This is a genomic window from Paenibacillus sp. J31R98, from assembly GCF_056269245.1.
The window spans coordinates 546,539-560,106 of the sequence record NZ_JBWDNO010000001.1; the positions used below are offsets into that span (position 1 = coordinate 546,539).

The window sequence follows — 13,568 nt, forward strand, 5'->3', positions numbered from 1 at the left end:
GAATGAGAACGATATCATTATCAGACCCTCACAGCCTTGAAATGAACTTGCCCACCTATGAAGCATTCGATGCTTATGGAGGAAGTCACATTGAGGCGCTGGATATGGGTCAGCTGCTGTTAAACGCCTATGAAATTGGCGATATGATAAACCAGTCGGCAGAAGTAGCCGAATTCGCATATTGGAAACATGTTGTCGACCAGAATGCACAGGTGCATGAGCTTGTGAAGCAATTCAATAAAGCGAAGGAGCTGTTCACGGAATGCGAACGCTTCGGACGCTTCCATCCCGATTACAACGAGGCGAAGGATAAAGTTGTCGCGATCGAGCAGCAACTCGGGGAGATTGAATGCGTGAGCAAGTACAAAGCAGCTGAGCAGGCGGTAGATGATATGCTGCATGATATTGCGAAAGAAATTGCGTTCTCGGTGTCCGAGACGATTAAAGTGCCGAGCAATGATCCGCTGCCTAAAGGCGGCGGCTGTGGAAGCGGCGGATCGTGCAGCTGCGGAAGCGGCGGCTGCGGCTAGTTTGTACCAGAGGGGAAACGGGGGGCTTACATGTTTTCGGAACGTGTCGGTTATATCGTGTGGGTCAGCGACCTGAAGGCAGCCCGCACATTAGAGAAATACGGCACCGTTCATTACATGTCGCGCAAGATGCATTATGTGGTCATGTATATGAACGCGGATCGTGCAGAAGAGGTTGTTCGCAATATGGGCCGGCTGCCGTTTGTGAAGCGGATTGAGCGGTCGTTCCGCAATGAAATCAAGACCGAATATACGCAAGGCGTACCAGACAAAACGCGATTTTACAGTTTATAATGACACCATGAAAGTCTCGCCAGTGTGAATGGCGAGACTTTTTTTACAACTTTCCAATCCCAATTTGTCCCATAAATGGAGCAAGGTTATTTTAATGTTGAAATATCAGACAGGCATGCTACAATAAACTGGAAAGTACATATAGATAATAAGTCCTACTTCCAAAGGAGGAGTGGATTGCGGTGAAAGACAAGATGACAGAACGTTGGAGCACCTACGAGACTTTTCACATCGCACTTGGTGACAAGAAAGTGGCGGATATCGTCATCACGAACCACGCTAGGAGCCGATGGGGTGATCGTGTCGAGAGTGAGAAGACCGGATTCGAGGATATCGCCGATTTTATGTGGCAAACCTTAAAGCAGGGGCGTGTAGAGCCTTATTATCGCAACGAACAGGACGTATATTTAATTGATGATGATCTTGTGTTCGTCGCCGAGTTCACGGTTATTGAGAATGAAACGGATCTCGCTGGTGGACCTCTCCACAAGATGATTGTGGTTACTTTTCTTGGCAGAATGTCTGAGACTATAGAACTACGTGATCTGAAGTCGTATTATTCATGGCTGAGACATTCCAGAAGAATGACATTAATTAAAAATAGCAGGAAGCGGAAATAATAACTTACATTTAATGGGTAACGTAAAGCATGGGCGTCGCAGGCTCATGCTTTTTGCCTTATAAAGGCGATGACAGCTTCACGGATTGTTGTATAATGGTTCCAATGAGAAAGGAAGGGATGCCCTTCATGGCGCTTAATTTTCATCAGCTCCATATCTTCTATACGGTTGCGGAGCGGGGGAGCTTCTCGGCAGCCGCGCAAGCGCTTCACATGACACAGCCTGCTGTAACGATGCAGGTTCAGTCGCTGGAAGATTACTTTGGCACGAAGCTGCTTCAGCGTTCAACGAAACGAATTGAGCTTACCGAAGCGGGACGAGCTCTAATGCCTTATGCAAAACGCAGTATTGAACTTATTAGAGACACGGACGTTCAGATGTCTAAATTCACAAAACAGCTAAAGGGCCGGCTGCAGCTCGGCGCCAGTCTGACGATTGGCGAATATATTCTGCCGCGTCTGCTTGGGCCGTTCGGCTCTGAATATCCGCATATCGCCATCAGCATGAAAGTGATGAACACGGCGCAGATCATGGAAGATATTATTAACCATCAGCTAAATTTCGGTCTTGTTGAGGCTCCGGTTAATCATCCCGATATGCACATGGAAGCGGTTATGAGTGACGAACTGAAGCTCATTGTTGGCAAATCGCATCCGCTGGCAGGCTCGAAGGAAGTTGAGCTCGATGACGTCATGACCTATCCATTCGTACTCCGTGAGCAAGGTTCGGGTACCCGTCTTGTGATGGAAGATGTGCTGCGTGCGAAGAATATCGATTTGTCCGAGATGAAGATCGTCATGGAACTAGGCAGCACTGGCGCAGTCAAATCAGCAGTTGAGGCGGGCCTTGGCATCTCCTTTGTATCGAGCTCATCGGTGAAGCATGAGATTGCGCTTGGCCTTATTCAGACGATTCCGATTCGGGACGTTCAGTTCAAGCGGCAATTTTATTCGATCTTCTTGAAGTCTGCGCTGCTGCCCATCTCGGCGGTGACGTTCCTAACCTTTTTGAGAGAGAGGGATTTGCACCAATGGCTGTAGGAGATTTGAGTGGGAGAGCTGATCTGCACTCGCATACGACCGCTTCGGATGGTACGATGCGGCCATCTGAGGTCGTAGCGCTCGCGAAGGCGCGAGGGCTCGGCGCGGTTGCGATTACCGATCATGATACAGTAGACGGAATCAAGGAAGCACTGGAAGCGGGTGAACGGCTCGCGATAACCGTCGTTCCTGGTGTGGAAATTAGCACTGTTGCAGAAGGCCGAGATATTCATATGCTTGGCTACTATATCGACTGGCAGAACGAGGGTTGGCGATCGAAGCTGGGGACGCTGGTTTCGGTACGCGATCGCCGTAACGATATGATCGTCGAGAAGCTGTGCGAACTCGGCTGCACGATTACGATGGACGAAGTAATTGCTGAAGCTCGTGCGCGAGGCAAGGACGGCGGCTCGATCGGGAGACCGCATATTGCTGCGGTCCTGGTGAGCAAAGGCTACGTCAGCTCGATGCAGGAAGCGTTCGATCGATATCTTGGCAGTGATGGTGCTGCATACAGAAACCCGCCGAGGCTACATCCGTTTGACGCGATTGCTTGGATTAAGGAAGCGGGCGGCGCTTGTGTCATTGCCCATCCTGGCTTATACGGTAACGACGAGCTTGTTGAACAGATCATCGCAGCAGGTGCAGATGGCATCGAAGTGTACCACTCCGATCATTCCGAGGCTGATGAGGCGCGGTACCTAGAGCTTGCACAGCGTTATGGCTTAATTGTAACAGGCGGCTCGGACTATCACGGCGAGCGTCTTGGCGTTGTTTTTCATGGTGAGCTTGGATCGAAGTCAGTCGGCATTGAAGTGTTGGAGCAGTTGAAATAGGACTCTAATAAGAAATAAGAAAGACACGAGTTATGCGGCAGAGCAATCTGCCGCATAGGCTCGTGTCTTTTATTGTTTATTACTTGATGGCCGATGGGAGACCTTTGATGCGCTGCTCGTCCGGCGTAATGAACAGCGTCTTCTGATTGTCGTAGATGACATAGCCGGGTTTGGCGCCGCTAGGCTTCTTCACGTAGCGGATCAGCGTGTAATCGACAGGGACAAGACTGGACGACTTCGCTTGGCTGAAGTGTGCGGCAAGCATCGCTGCTTCCTCCAGCGTCTCGTCGCCGAAGCTAGTTCCCCGAATGACGACGTGGGAGCCTGGAATGTCCTTCGTATGCAGCCAAGTGTCGTTCGGCGCTGAAGATTTATTCGTTAGAAAATCATTCTGCGTATTGTTCTTCCCGACGAAGATCGGCACGCCTTCCGAAGACGTATAGCAGAGCAGCGCCGGTTGCTTCGGCTTGCGCTTCTTGGCGCCGCGCTTCTCGCGAGAACGCAAATAACCTTGCTCGACAAGCTCCTCGCGGATTTCGTCGAGGTCAGATAGCGATGCGCTCTCAAGCTGCTGAAGGAGCGATTCGAGATAAGACGTCTCTTCCGAAGTGCGCTCCATCTGCTCCGCGACAACCGTCAAGCTGTTACGATACTTCGTATATTTCTTGAAATACCGCTGAGCGTTCTGCGATGGGTTAAGCAGCGGATCGAGCGCGATCTTAATGATTGGCTGCTCTTCGTCGTAATAATCGATCGTCTCGACAAAATCGTCTCCGCGCTGGATGGTATGCAGATTCATCGTCAGCAGCTCGCCGAGACTGCGGAACTTATCCGCATCCTTCGCTTCCTGCAGCGTTTCCTCCAGCTTGCCTTGCTTCTTCGTATTTTTGTTCCGCTCATTTTGCAGAAATTTGATTAGATCATTCGCACGCTGTTTGACCGTATCGCGCTCCGCCTTATCGCCGTAGAAGGCCTCCAAACACCGGCTCACAGTTTCGAAGGTGACGACCTCGCCATCCAAGTGCGTTAGCGCCGTTACGGAGAATGCTGGCTTGGCCTTAGCGGATGCTGCGACAACCTGCGGCTCATACCGATTGGAACGGAATTGCTCCATCATGTCTCGGAATGCCGGCCATACCAACGCTGCATTCGTGACGATGTGTTCAGCGCCATTCGGTAGCGGCGATGCAGCTGTCGCGCTGCGGTGGATGATCTCCTTCGCCAGAAGCGGGCTAAGACCGCTGAATGCGCCGACAAGCAGCTGGCCTGGCGTAATCGAAGCAGGGTCTGCAGCCTTCGGCACCGATCCGAAATGAATGCTGTCCTCATCCGGAATCGGCGGGTTGATAAGCGAATCCGCCGTTTGTCTCAGCGCAACGGTGAAGGTTGCTTCATCTTCCATTGCCAGCGGATCGTCCTTGCCCTGCTCCGGCGGTGCGATATAGCTCGTACCTGGCATGATGACCCTGTAGCTGCTGATCATTGGCGTCACATGATGAATGCCGTCATGAATCGTCTCCGTCGCAGCATCGACGAGAATGATGTTGCTGTGCTTGCCCATCAGCTCGATGATGATTCTTTTGAAAGACATATCGCCCAGCTCATCGCGCTGCCTCACATCAAGATGAATGATGCGCTCATTGCCGACTTGGCGCACCGCTTCAATCACGGCCCCTTCGCAGTGCTTGCGAAGCAGCATGCAGAACATCGGCGCTTCCAGCGGATTGATGAACGATTGCTCCGTGAAATGCATGCGCGGATAAGTCGGGTTCGCGGATATCAGGAGCTTGCCTTGAACGCCTCCGCCGCGAATTTGCAGCACAAGATCATGAGGTCCAGGCTGATGTATTTTATAAATGCGTGCTCCTACGCATGCTTGCAGCTCGTGCGTGATGGCACGGGTAACGATTCCGTCCAAAGCCATACTAATCTTCCCCTTTACATCTGATTCACTCTCTATCATGCCATAACTTGTACAAAAACTTAAGTGCTCGCTGGGATATTTTGCAGTTTGTCCGAATACAAATAGCCCATAGAGGCTGTCCGTCAGGCGGCAGGTTAACGGGAGGGAGACGGGGCATGGAACATGGAAAGTGGCATCAAATGGAAACAGGCGAGCTGGCGCAAACGCTTGAGGCTAAATTAGATACCGGTCTTACGGCAAGCGCGGCTGCGGAGCGGCTCGTTCAGACAGGGCGCAATGAGCTGACAGAGGGGAAGAAAGCATCTCCGATTAAGCTGTTCCTAGGCCAATTCAAAGATTTTATGGTGCTTGTGCTTATGGGGGCAACGCTCATATCCGGGTTGCTCGGCGAGTATCTTGATGCAATTACGATCATTGCCATTATCGTCATTAACGCTGTGCTTGGATTCGTTCAAGAATTTCGTGCGGAGAAATCGCTTCGTGCGCTGAAAGCTTTATCGGCGCCAGTAGCGAAGGCGATTCGTGGCGGCGAGATCGTCATCGTGCCGGCGAGCGAGCTCGTGCCAGGTGACGTGGTTGAGCTAGAGAGCGGAGATCGCATTCCGGCGGACATTCGGTTTATTGAAGCGAACAGCTGCTATGCGGAAGAATCGGCGTTGACAGGCGAGTCGGTCCCAGTCGGCAAGCATTGCAATCCGATTGCCGCAGACGAGCTGCCGCTGGGTGATATGCGCAACATCGGCTTCATGGGCACGATGATTACGCGCGGAACCGCCAAAGGGATGGTTATTCGTACAGGCATGTCAACCGAGATGGGTAAGATTGCCAATCTCATCCAACAGACCGAATCGATGGAAACACCGCTTCAGCATCGTCTCGAGCAGCTAGGCAAAATCCTCATTATTGTGGCGCTGGCGCTCACAGTAATGGTAGTTCTAGCAGGTATTCTGCATGGTCAGCCGGCCTATGAAATGTTCCTGGCAGGCGTGAGTCTCGCAGTAGCCGCGATTCCCGAAGGTCTGCCGGCAATCGTTACCATTGCGCTCGCCCTTGGCGTACAGCGAATGATTAAGCGACGAGCCATCGTACGCAAGCTGCCATCCGTTGAGACTTTAGGCTGCGCATCGGTCATCTGTTCGGACAAGACAGGCACGCTCACGCAGAACAAAATGACCGTTACAAAGCTCTGGATCGGCGGGCACAGCTTGGACGTCACTGGTGAAGGTTATGAGTCTGCTGGCGGCTGCTTCGAGAACGGCAAGGCTGTCGATGTGAAGCATGACCAGTCGCTGCGCAGATTGCTGCAAGTTGCAGCGCTTTGTAATAACGCCGTTGTCACCAGAATGGAAGAAGATAGCGAAGCGGCAAAACGGAAGAAAGGCAAGGGCACGTTCATCCAAGATGAATGGGTATTGAAGGGCGACCCGACAGAAGGCGCGCTCACGGTGCTTGCATCCAAGCTTGGCGTATCAGCGAAGTCGATGGAGGGCATCTACCAACGTGTCAAAGAGTATCCGTTCGACTCCGAGCGGAAGCGGATGTCAGTTCTCGTCACGCATCAAGGCGGACGCCTGATCTGCACGAAGGGCGCGCCGGATATGCTGATGGAGCAGTGCTCCTATGTGCTGTGGGATGGCAAAGTCGTACCGTTCACAGGAAGCCTTAAGCAGAAGGTGACGGATTCGGCAGAGACGATGGCGCAAAATGCGCTCCGCGTGCTTGGTTTCGCTTACCGCGAGCTGCGTTCGCATGATGCAACCGAAGCAGAGTCGGATGTAGAGAATCAGCTCATCTTCATCGGTCTCTCAGGTATGATTGACCCGCCTCGTCGCGAGGTACGCGAGTCGATTGCGAACTGCCGCCGCGCAGGCATCAAGACCATTATGATTACAGGCGACCACCAGCTGACAGCAGAGGCTATCGCAGGACAGCTTGGCATTATGCCACGCGGCGGGCTGGCTATTAGCGGCCAGCAGTTGAACGGCATGAATGAGGAGCAGTTGGATCGGTTGATCGATAATATCTATGTCTATGCTCGCGTATCTCCAGAGCATAAGCTTCGGATCGTCAAAGCGCTGCAGCGCAAAGGCCATGTCGTGGCGATGACCGGCGACGGCGTGAATGACGCTCCTGCGATTAAAGCCGCGGATATCGGGATTTCGATGGGCATCACCGGCACGGATGTGTCGAAGGAAGCATCGTCGCTTGTCCTTAGTGACGATAACTTCTCCAGCATCGTCGCTGCGATTGAAGAGGGCCGCGGCATCTATGAGAATATCCGCAAATTCATTCGATATCTGCTCGCTTCCAACGTTGGCGAGATTCTGACAATGTTCCTCGCGATGATGGCAGGTCTACCGCTCCCGCTCGTGCCGATTCAGATTCTATGGGTCAACCTTGTAACGGACGGTCTGCCGGCAATGGCACTCGGCGTCGACCAATCGGAGAAGGATCTAATGCAGCAGAAGCCGCGTTCTGCGAAAGAGAATATCTTTGCAAGGCGGCTTGGCTGGAAAATCATTAGCCGGGGCATTCTGATCGGCGTCTGTACGCTCGGCGCATTCTGGATTACACTGCAAATCGCACCTAAGAGTCCGGCGAATCTCGTTCATGCGCAGACGGTTGCTTTTGCCACACTTGTCATGGCTCAGCTCATTCACGTCTTCGACTGCCGCAGCTCGCGCTCGATCTTCCACCGCAACATGCTGCAAAATAAATATTTGCTCTTCGCGGTGCTCTCATCGGTGCTGCTCATGCTCGGCGTGCTCTATATCGACGCTCTGCAGCCGATCTTCAAGACGGTGCCGCTTGGCTTCCGCGACTGGTGTCTTGTCCTCGTAGCCGCAGGTATTCCGACGTTCTTAATGGGTATCGGCAGCGTGCTCGGCACGACAGAGAAGAAGAAAAAGTCCAAATGGCCGCTTCAAGGGCCGAAATCAGTTACAAGATAATGGGAAACATACAGGAAAGCCAGCGCTGGTCGCTGGCTTTTTTTGCGCTGCTCGTTTCGCTTAACCTTCACCTAAGGTTATCGTTTATACTTGTTTATTAGGAAGAGGTGGAGCGGGATATATGAAAATCAATGAACTGGCGCAGAAGCTTCATATAACGCCGAGAGCAATCCGATTGTACGAAGCGAAAGGGTTGCTCAGCCCGGCACGCGGTGAGGATAATGGATACCGCTATTATTCGGATCAAGATGCATGGCGGCTGCAAACTATCGCTTCACTACGCGAGATGGGACTAAGCTTGGAGCAAATAAAAGCGTTGATGGAGAAGCTGGATGAAGGCGACGATGCATCTGTTCATCACTATCTGGAAATGCAGCGAATGGCGCTCTATGAGAAATGGACGAACTGGAAGCATATCATCGGGTCGCTTGATGAGCTGATCGCGCGACTGGAAATGAAGCAGACGCTTGTGCTCGATGATTTGTTCCAGCTCTCCGGCGATTTGCAGCTCATTCATGAAAGTGTATCGACGTGGAAGGATACTTGGAATTTCGACCGAATCGCGGCTGGATTTGATGGCTCGCCGGCTTTGCTGTCTAGCGGATCGTCATTATCGCAGAGCGAATATGAGACAGTGCTTGATTTTATCATGCAATGGGTCGCTCCGAAGCAGGGCGAGGAAGGACTGGATATTGGCACAGGGACTGGGAATTTGGCGGGAAGATTGCAGCTTGGCGGAGCGATAATGTCGGCGATAGACCAGTCGAAGGAGATGCTTGCACGGTGCCGAGAGAAGTTTCCCTCCATCGCAACGAAGCTTGGCAACGCGCTGGCGCTGCCTTATCTGGATAAACAATTCTCGTTCCTCGTATCGGCGTTCGCTCTGCACCATCTGGATGCCAAGCAGCAGGAGCTGGCTTTTGCGGAGATGGACCGAGTGTTAATGCCGAACGGACGGATCTGCGTGGCAGGTCTTATGTACGAAGGCATCAGTGTGGACGAAGCGTATGCAATGGAAAAGGTAAACGGCAAGCATCCTATTAATCGAACGAAGCTGCTTGAATGGTTCCATGCTCATGATTACATAACCGTTCAGCATGCTGTGAATGAGTGGATTCATGTCGTTTATGCGGTTCGCAAACATTAGGTCGTCGAGGGTATTGACCTTAACCTTAAGTCAGCTTCTAAGGTGAAGAGGCGAGTTACTTAAACTTAGAGGAGTGCTTATGAATGCCGAATCATGATGAGATTTACCAAACCGAAGCTGAGCGGTACGATCTGTTGGTTTCAAGGGAAGATGTCACAAACAACCTGCTGGAAACGATTCGCAAAATCTGTCCAAACCTTTCTGATCTAAACGCAGCCGATCTCGGCGCTGGCACGGGGAGATTGACAACATTGCTCGCTCCACTAGTCCGTTCAATTGTTGCCATTGATTCCTCGGCGGCGATGCTAGAAATCGCAACAGCCAAGCTTCGCGGCAAAGGCGCTGAGAATTGGCTGACGAAAGTTGGGTATCACGATGCAATGCCAATGTCCGACCATTCTGTCGACCTTCTAACAGCTGGATGGACAATCTGTTACTCAACAAGCTCCAACGTAGCAGACTGGCGTGAACAACTGGAGCGTATTATCGCTGAAATCCGTCGTGTTATTCGTCCAGGGGGCGCAGTGATTATCTTCGAAAATTTCGGCACAGGCACGGAGCAGCCAAGTCCGCCGGATTTCTTAACGAGCTACTACTCTGCTCTCGAGCAGCAATATGGTTTCGAGCATATCGCGATTCGAACAGACTATCAGTTCGAGTCGATAGAAGAAGCGATTGCTCTTACAAGCTTCTTCTTCGGCGAAGCAATCAGCGGCGAAGTCGCAGCAAGCGGCAATACGACCGTCCCTGAATGGACGGGGGTATGGTGGAAAAGGTTTTGAGGTTGTGCAAGGTCGGTAGGGTTACGTCTTTTCCGCCGAGGGAAGGGGGGCAAGATTACGAGGAGTGGCGCAGCCTCTCCGGTGTAATCTTTCACTTGCTCTTCGCTTTACCAACTAACCTATCCGCCAGTAAGACTAGGCGGCCCCAAGATTACCGGGAGTGGCAAAGCCGCTCCCCTGGTAATCCTCAACATCCCTTCCGCTCTCAAATTAAAGTGTGTCCCGCCAGGGACGAAAACGAGCCCCAGCACTCACCTCACTCCAATGCATCTCTCTAACTCCACACGTTCCGATGGTCCCGCGAAGGCGGGACACCAGGTAGCTCGCGAGCGCCAAACGTCAAAGTGGGTCCCGCGAGGGACGTAAACGAGGCTAGCACGTATGATCTCAACCGCGCTTCTCTCTAGCTCCAACGTTATCCCATTCGGGTGTCCAGAGGGTGAAACCCTTGGGGTCCCCCTTCGGGAAGGGGGATTTAGGGGGAAGCTTATGAGGATGAGTACAAGGAAGTGTTCCAAAAATGCAAAGATTAAAGTACACTAAATAAATTATAATGGTTGCAACAATAGTTTTCAGGGGAGTGCGAGTAGATGAACTTTACGAAAATGCATGGACTAGGAAACGACTTCATCGTCGTAGCAGGGGAAACGCAATTACCAGATAACGTAGCACAGCTCGCAGAACAGCTTTGCAACCGCTTCTTCGGCATCGGTGCAGACGGTCTTGTATATATTTTGCCTTCAGAGAAAGCGGACTTCCGGATGCGCATTATTAATTCGGACGGCTCGGAAGCGGAGCAATGCGGCAACGCAATCCGCTGCGTAGCGAAGTACGTTTACGATAATGGCTTAACAGATAAAGAATCACTCACGATTGAGACGCTCGGCGCTGGCGTGCAAGCAGTGCAGCTGACAGTCGACAATGGCAAAGTGGTGCTTGTTCGCGTGAACATGGGCCAACCAATTCTCGAAGGCTTGAAAGTGCCGACGACGATCGATGCCAACCCGGTGATCAACCAATCCATCGAAGTGGACGGCCGTGAGTTCAAGTTCACAGCTGTATCGATGGGCAACCCGCACTGCGTCATCTATGTTGACGATGCAGTGAATTTCGACCTTGCAACATGGGGGCCGAAGCTCGAAGTACATCCACTCTTCCCGCGCAAAATCAACGTGGAATTCGTAACGGTACGTTCGAAAGACTTCACGGATATGCGTGTATGGGAGCGCGGCGCAGGCCCTACGCTGGCATGCGGAACTGGCGCTTGCGCAACAGTTGTAGCATCGGTGTTAAACGGCTACACTGATCGTACAGCAACCGTATCGCTTAAAGGCGGCGACCTGCTGATTGAATGGGATGAAGAAAGCAACTACGTATATATGAGTGGTCCGGCAGCAGAAGTGTTCCGCGGCACGGTGTAAGCAAGCGATAGAAGAAGGAGTTTATGAATATGAAACCGGATCTAAGAGAAGCGCTCTCGAAGCGCATCTTGACCGGGGACGGCGCGATGGGAACCTACCTGTATGGGATGGGGTTCCCTGTCGGCGTTTCATACGAAGAATTTAATTTGATTCGTCCCCATGTCATCGAAGATGTGCACCGCCGTTATTATGAAGCAGGGGCACGCGTAATTGAAACCAATACATTCTCAGCCAACCTTGCTAGTCTCTCGAACTATGGTTTGGACAGCGAAGTTGAAGCGATCAACCGGGCAGGCGTTCGCATTGCACGGGCAGCGGTCGGCAGCGATGCTTATGTAGTCGGTGCGGTAGGCTCGATAAGAGCGGGCAAGCGTAAAAATATAGCAGAAGCGCAGCTTGAGCAGCTGTTCCGTCAGCAAATGGATGCCTTGTTACAAGAAGGTGCCGACGGACTGCTGCTTGAGACGTTTTATGATCTGGAAGAGGCTCTGCTAGCTCTTCGCATCGCGCGTTCGTTATCGGATGTGCCGGTCATTACCCAATTTGCGGTTGAGAAGGACGCTGTCACGCAAGACGGCGTGCCGCTCGCGGAAGCATTCGAGCAGTTGAAGCAAGCTGGAGCAGATGTGGTCGGTTTTAACTGCCGCAGCGGCCCGAACGGCATCCTCCGCGCAATCGACGCGATTGTAGGCGACATTCCATTGCCGCTCTCGGTATTCCCGAATGCAGGTATTCCGGATTATGTGGACGGTAAATATACGTTTACAGCATCGCCGGAGTATTTTGCAGAATCGGCACGGAAGTTCGCAGACCGCGGAGCGCGCATTATCGGAGGCTGCTGTGGGACGACGCCTGAGCATGTTGCGGCGATCTCGGCTGCACTTAATGGCTATGTGCCGCAGCTCGCTGTTGAAACTCGCGAAACAGCTTCAGCCGTACAAACAGAATCGATTCAAATCAAAGACTCATTCACGCCGCCGGTACAATTGGAACCGAACATAGTCGACCTCGTCAAGGAACGGCACACGGTTATCGTCGAGCTGGACCCGCCGCGTGATCTCGATATTCAGAAGTTTATGGCTGGCGCCAAAGCGCTCGCTGAAGTGAAGGCAGACGCCGTTACGATGGCAGACAACTCCTTGGCGGTCACGCGCATGAGCAATATCGCCCTTGCCGCGCTCGTACAGCAGCAAGCAGGCATCCGACCGCTCGTCCATATCGCTTGCCGAGATCGTAATCTCATCGGTACGCAGTCTCATATGATGGGACTCGATGCGCTCGGCATTGACCATGTTCTTGCTGTAACCGGAGACCCTGCAAGATTCGGCGACTTGCCGGATTCCAGCTCGGTCTATGATCTCACTTCATTCGAGATGATCCGCATGATCAAGCAGTTGAATGAAGGGATTGCTTTCTCCGGCAAACCGCTCAAGCAGAAAGCGAAATTCGTTACGGGAGCAGCATTCAATCCGAACGTCAAGTATTTGGACAAGGCGATCCAGCGTCTAGAGAAGAAGATCGAGTCCGGCGCGGATTACATTATGACGCAGCCTGTCTATGATAAAGAATTGATCATTCGTGTAGCGGAAGCGACGAAGCATCTGTCCGTTCCGGTGTTCATCGGCATCATGCCGCTCGCAAGCGGTCGGAACGCCGAGTATCTTCATAATGAAGTGCCCGGCATTCAATTGTCGGACGTAGTCCGCAAGCGGATGGCAGGGCTTGAGGGCGAGACAGGACGCGCTGAAGGCGTAAGAATCGCAGAAGAATTGCTGGATACAGCGCTGGAACATTTCAAAGGCATCTATCTAATAACTCCGTTTATGTTCTATGAGATGACGGTTAAGCTGACCGACTATGTTTGGCGAAAAACGAGCAAATTAACGAGGTAAGCTCGTAATTTCTCCTGTTTACGCTTTAACACTTGTTCGTCTGTCCAAAATGGATTAGAATAGACCTTGGATGCACTTGCCATGCCGCCCCGAATGCGTTAGAATAGGGGACCTGACCAAGTGTCTTAATG

General features: G+C 52.1%; 11 protein-coding genes. 10 read left to right on the forward strand and 1 reads right to left on the reverse strand.

Annotated features, from left to right (window positions below):
- Positions 1-41 precede the first annotated feature (41 nt).
- From AC0YNX_RS02490 to AC0YNX_RS02510, 5 genes are all read left to right on the forward strand, one after another.
- A complete protein-coding gene (locus AC0YNX_RS02490) occupies positions 42-530 on the forward strand; it encodes a YlbF/YmcA family competence regulator (protein ID WP_475815160.1) in 489 nt (162 codons plus the stop codon).
- 30 nt (positions 531-560) lie between these two features.
- Entirely contained in the window at positions 561-824 is a 264-nt protein-coding gene (locus tag AC0YNX_RS02495; protein WP_475814064.1) for a YlbG family protein, read from the forward strand.
- Between the two features lie 182 nt (positions 825-1,006).
- Positions 1,007-1,444 (forward strand): hypothetical protein, encoded by a 438-nt coding sequence (locus AC0YNX_RS02500; protein WP_475814065.1) that lies wholly within the window; start codon positions 1,007-1,009, stop codon positions 1,442-1,444.
- A 128-nt stretch (positions 1,445-1,572) separates the two neighbouring features.
- On the forward strand, positions 1,573-2,484 hold the full coding sequence (locus tag AC0YNX_RS02505) for a selenium metabolism-associated LysR family transcriptional regulator (protein ID WP_475815161.1): 912 nt from the start codon (positions 1,573-1,575) through the stop codon (positions 2,482-2,484).
- Positions 2,475-3,320 (forward strand): PHP domain-containing protein, encoded by an 846-nt coding sequence (locus AC0YNX_RS02510; RefSeq protein ID WP_475814066.1) that lies wholly within the window; start codon positions 2,475-2,477, stop codon positions 3,318-3,320. The genes AC0YNX_RS02505 and AC0YNX_RS02510 overlap by 10 nt, the downstream gene beginning before the upstream one ends.
- Before the next feature lie 79 nt (positions 3,321-3,399).
- Here the strand turns inward: AC0YNX_RS02510 and AC0YNX_RS02515 are convergent, their stop codons facing one another.
- On the reverse strand, positions 3,400-5,244 hold the full coding sequence (locus AC0YNX_RS02515; RefSeq protein ID WP_475814067.1) for an Rqc2 family fibronectin-binding protein: 1,845 nt from the start codon (positions 5,242-5,244) through the stop codon (positions 3,400-3,402).
- A 155-nt stretch (positions 5,245-5,399) separates the two neighbouring features.
- Here AC0YNX_RS02515 and AC0YNX_RS02520 point away from each other — a divergent pair, with 155 nt between their 5' ends.
- The 5 genes from AC0YNX_RS02520 (at position 5,400) to AC0YNX_RS02540 (ending at position 13,437) form a co-directional block, all read left to right on the forward strand.
- Positions 5,400-8,195, forward strand: coding sequence for a calcium-translocating P-type ATPase, SERCA-type (locus tag AC0YNX_RS02520; RefSeq protein ID WP_475814068.1), 2,796 nt, complete (start codon positions 5,400-5,402; stop codon positions 8,193-8,195).
- Positions 8,196-8,316: 121 nt separating this feature from the next.
- Entirely contained in the window at positions 8,317-9,342 is a 1,026-nt protein-coding gene (locus tag AC0YNX_RS02525) for a MerR family transcriptional regulator (RefSeq protein WP_475814069.1), read from the forward strand.
- A gap of 83 nt (positions 9,343-9,425) precedes the next feature.
- Entirely contained in the window at positions 9,426-10,124 is a 699-nt protein-coding gene (locus tag AC0YNX_RS02530; RefSeq protein ID WP_475814070.1) for a class I SAM-dependent methyltransferase, read from the forward strand.
- Positions 10,125-10,714: 590 nt separating this feature from the next.
- Complete coding sequence (gene dapF, locus AC0YNX_RS02535) at positions 10,715-11,545, forward strand: diaminopimelate epimerase (RefSeq protein WP_475814071.1); 831 nt, start codon at positions 10,715-10,717, stop codon at positions 11,543-11,545.
- A gap of 29 nt (positions 11,546-11,574) precedes the next feature.
- Positions 11,575-13,437 (forward strand): bifunctional homocysteine S-methyltransferase/methylenetetrahydrofolate reductase, encoded by a 1,863-nt coding sequence (locus AC0YNX_RS02540; protein ID WP_475814072.1) that lies wholly within the window; start codon positions 11,575-11,577, stop codon positions 13,435-13,437.
- Positions 13,438-13,568 lie beyond the last annotated feature (131 nt).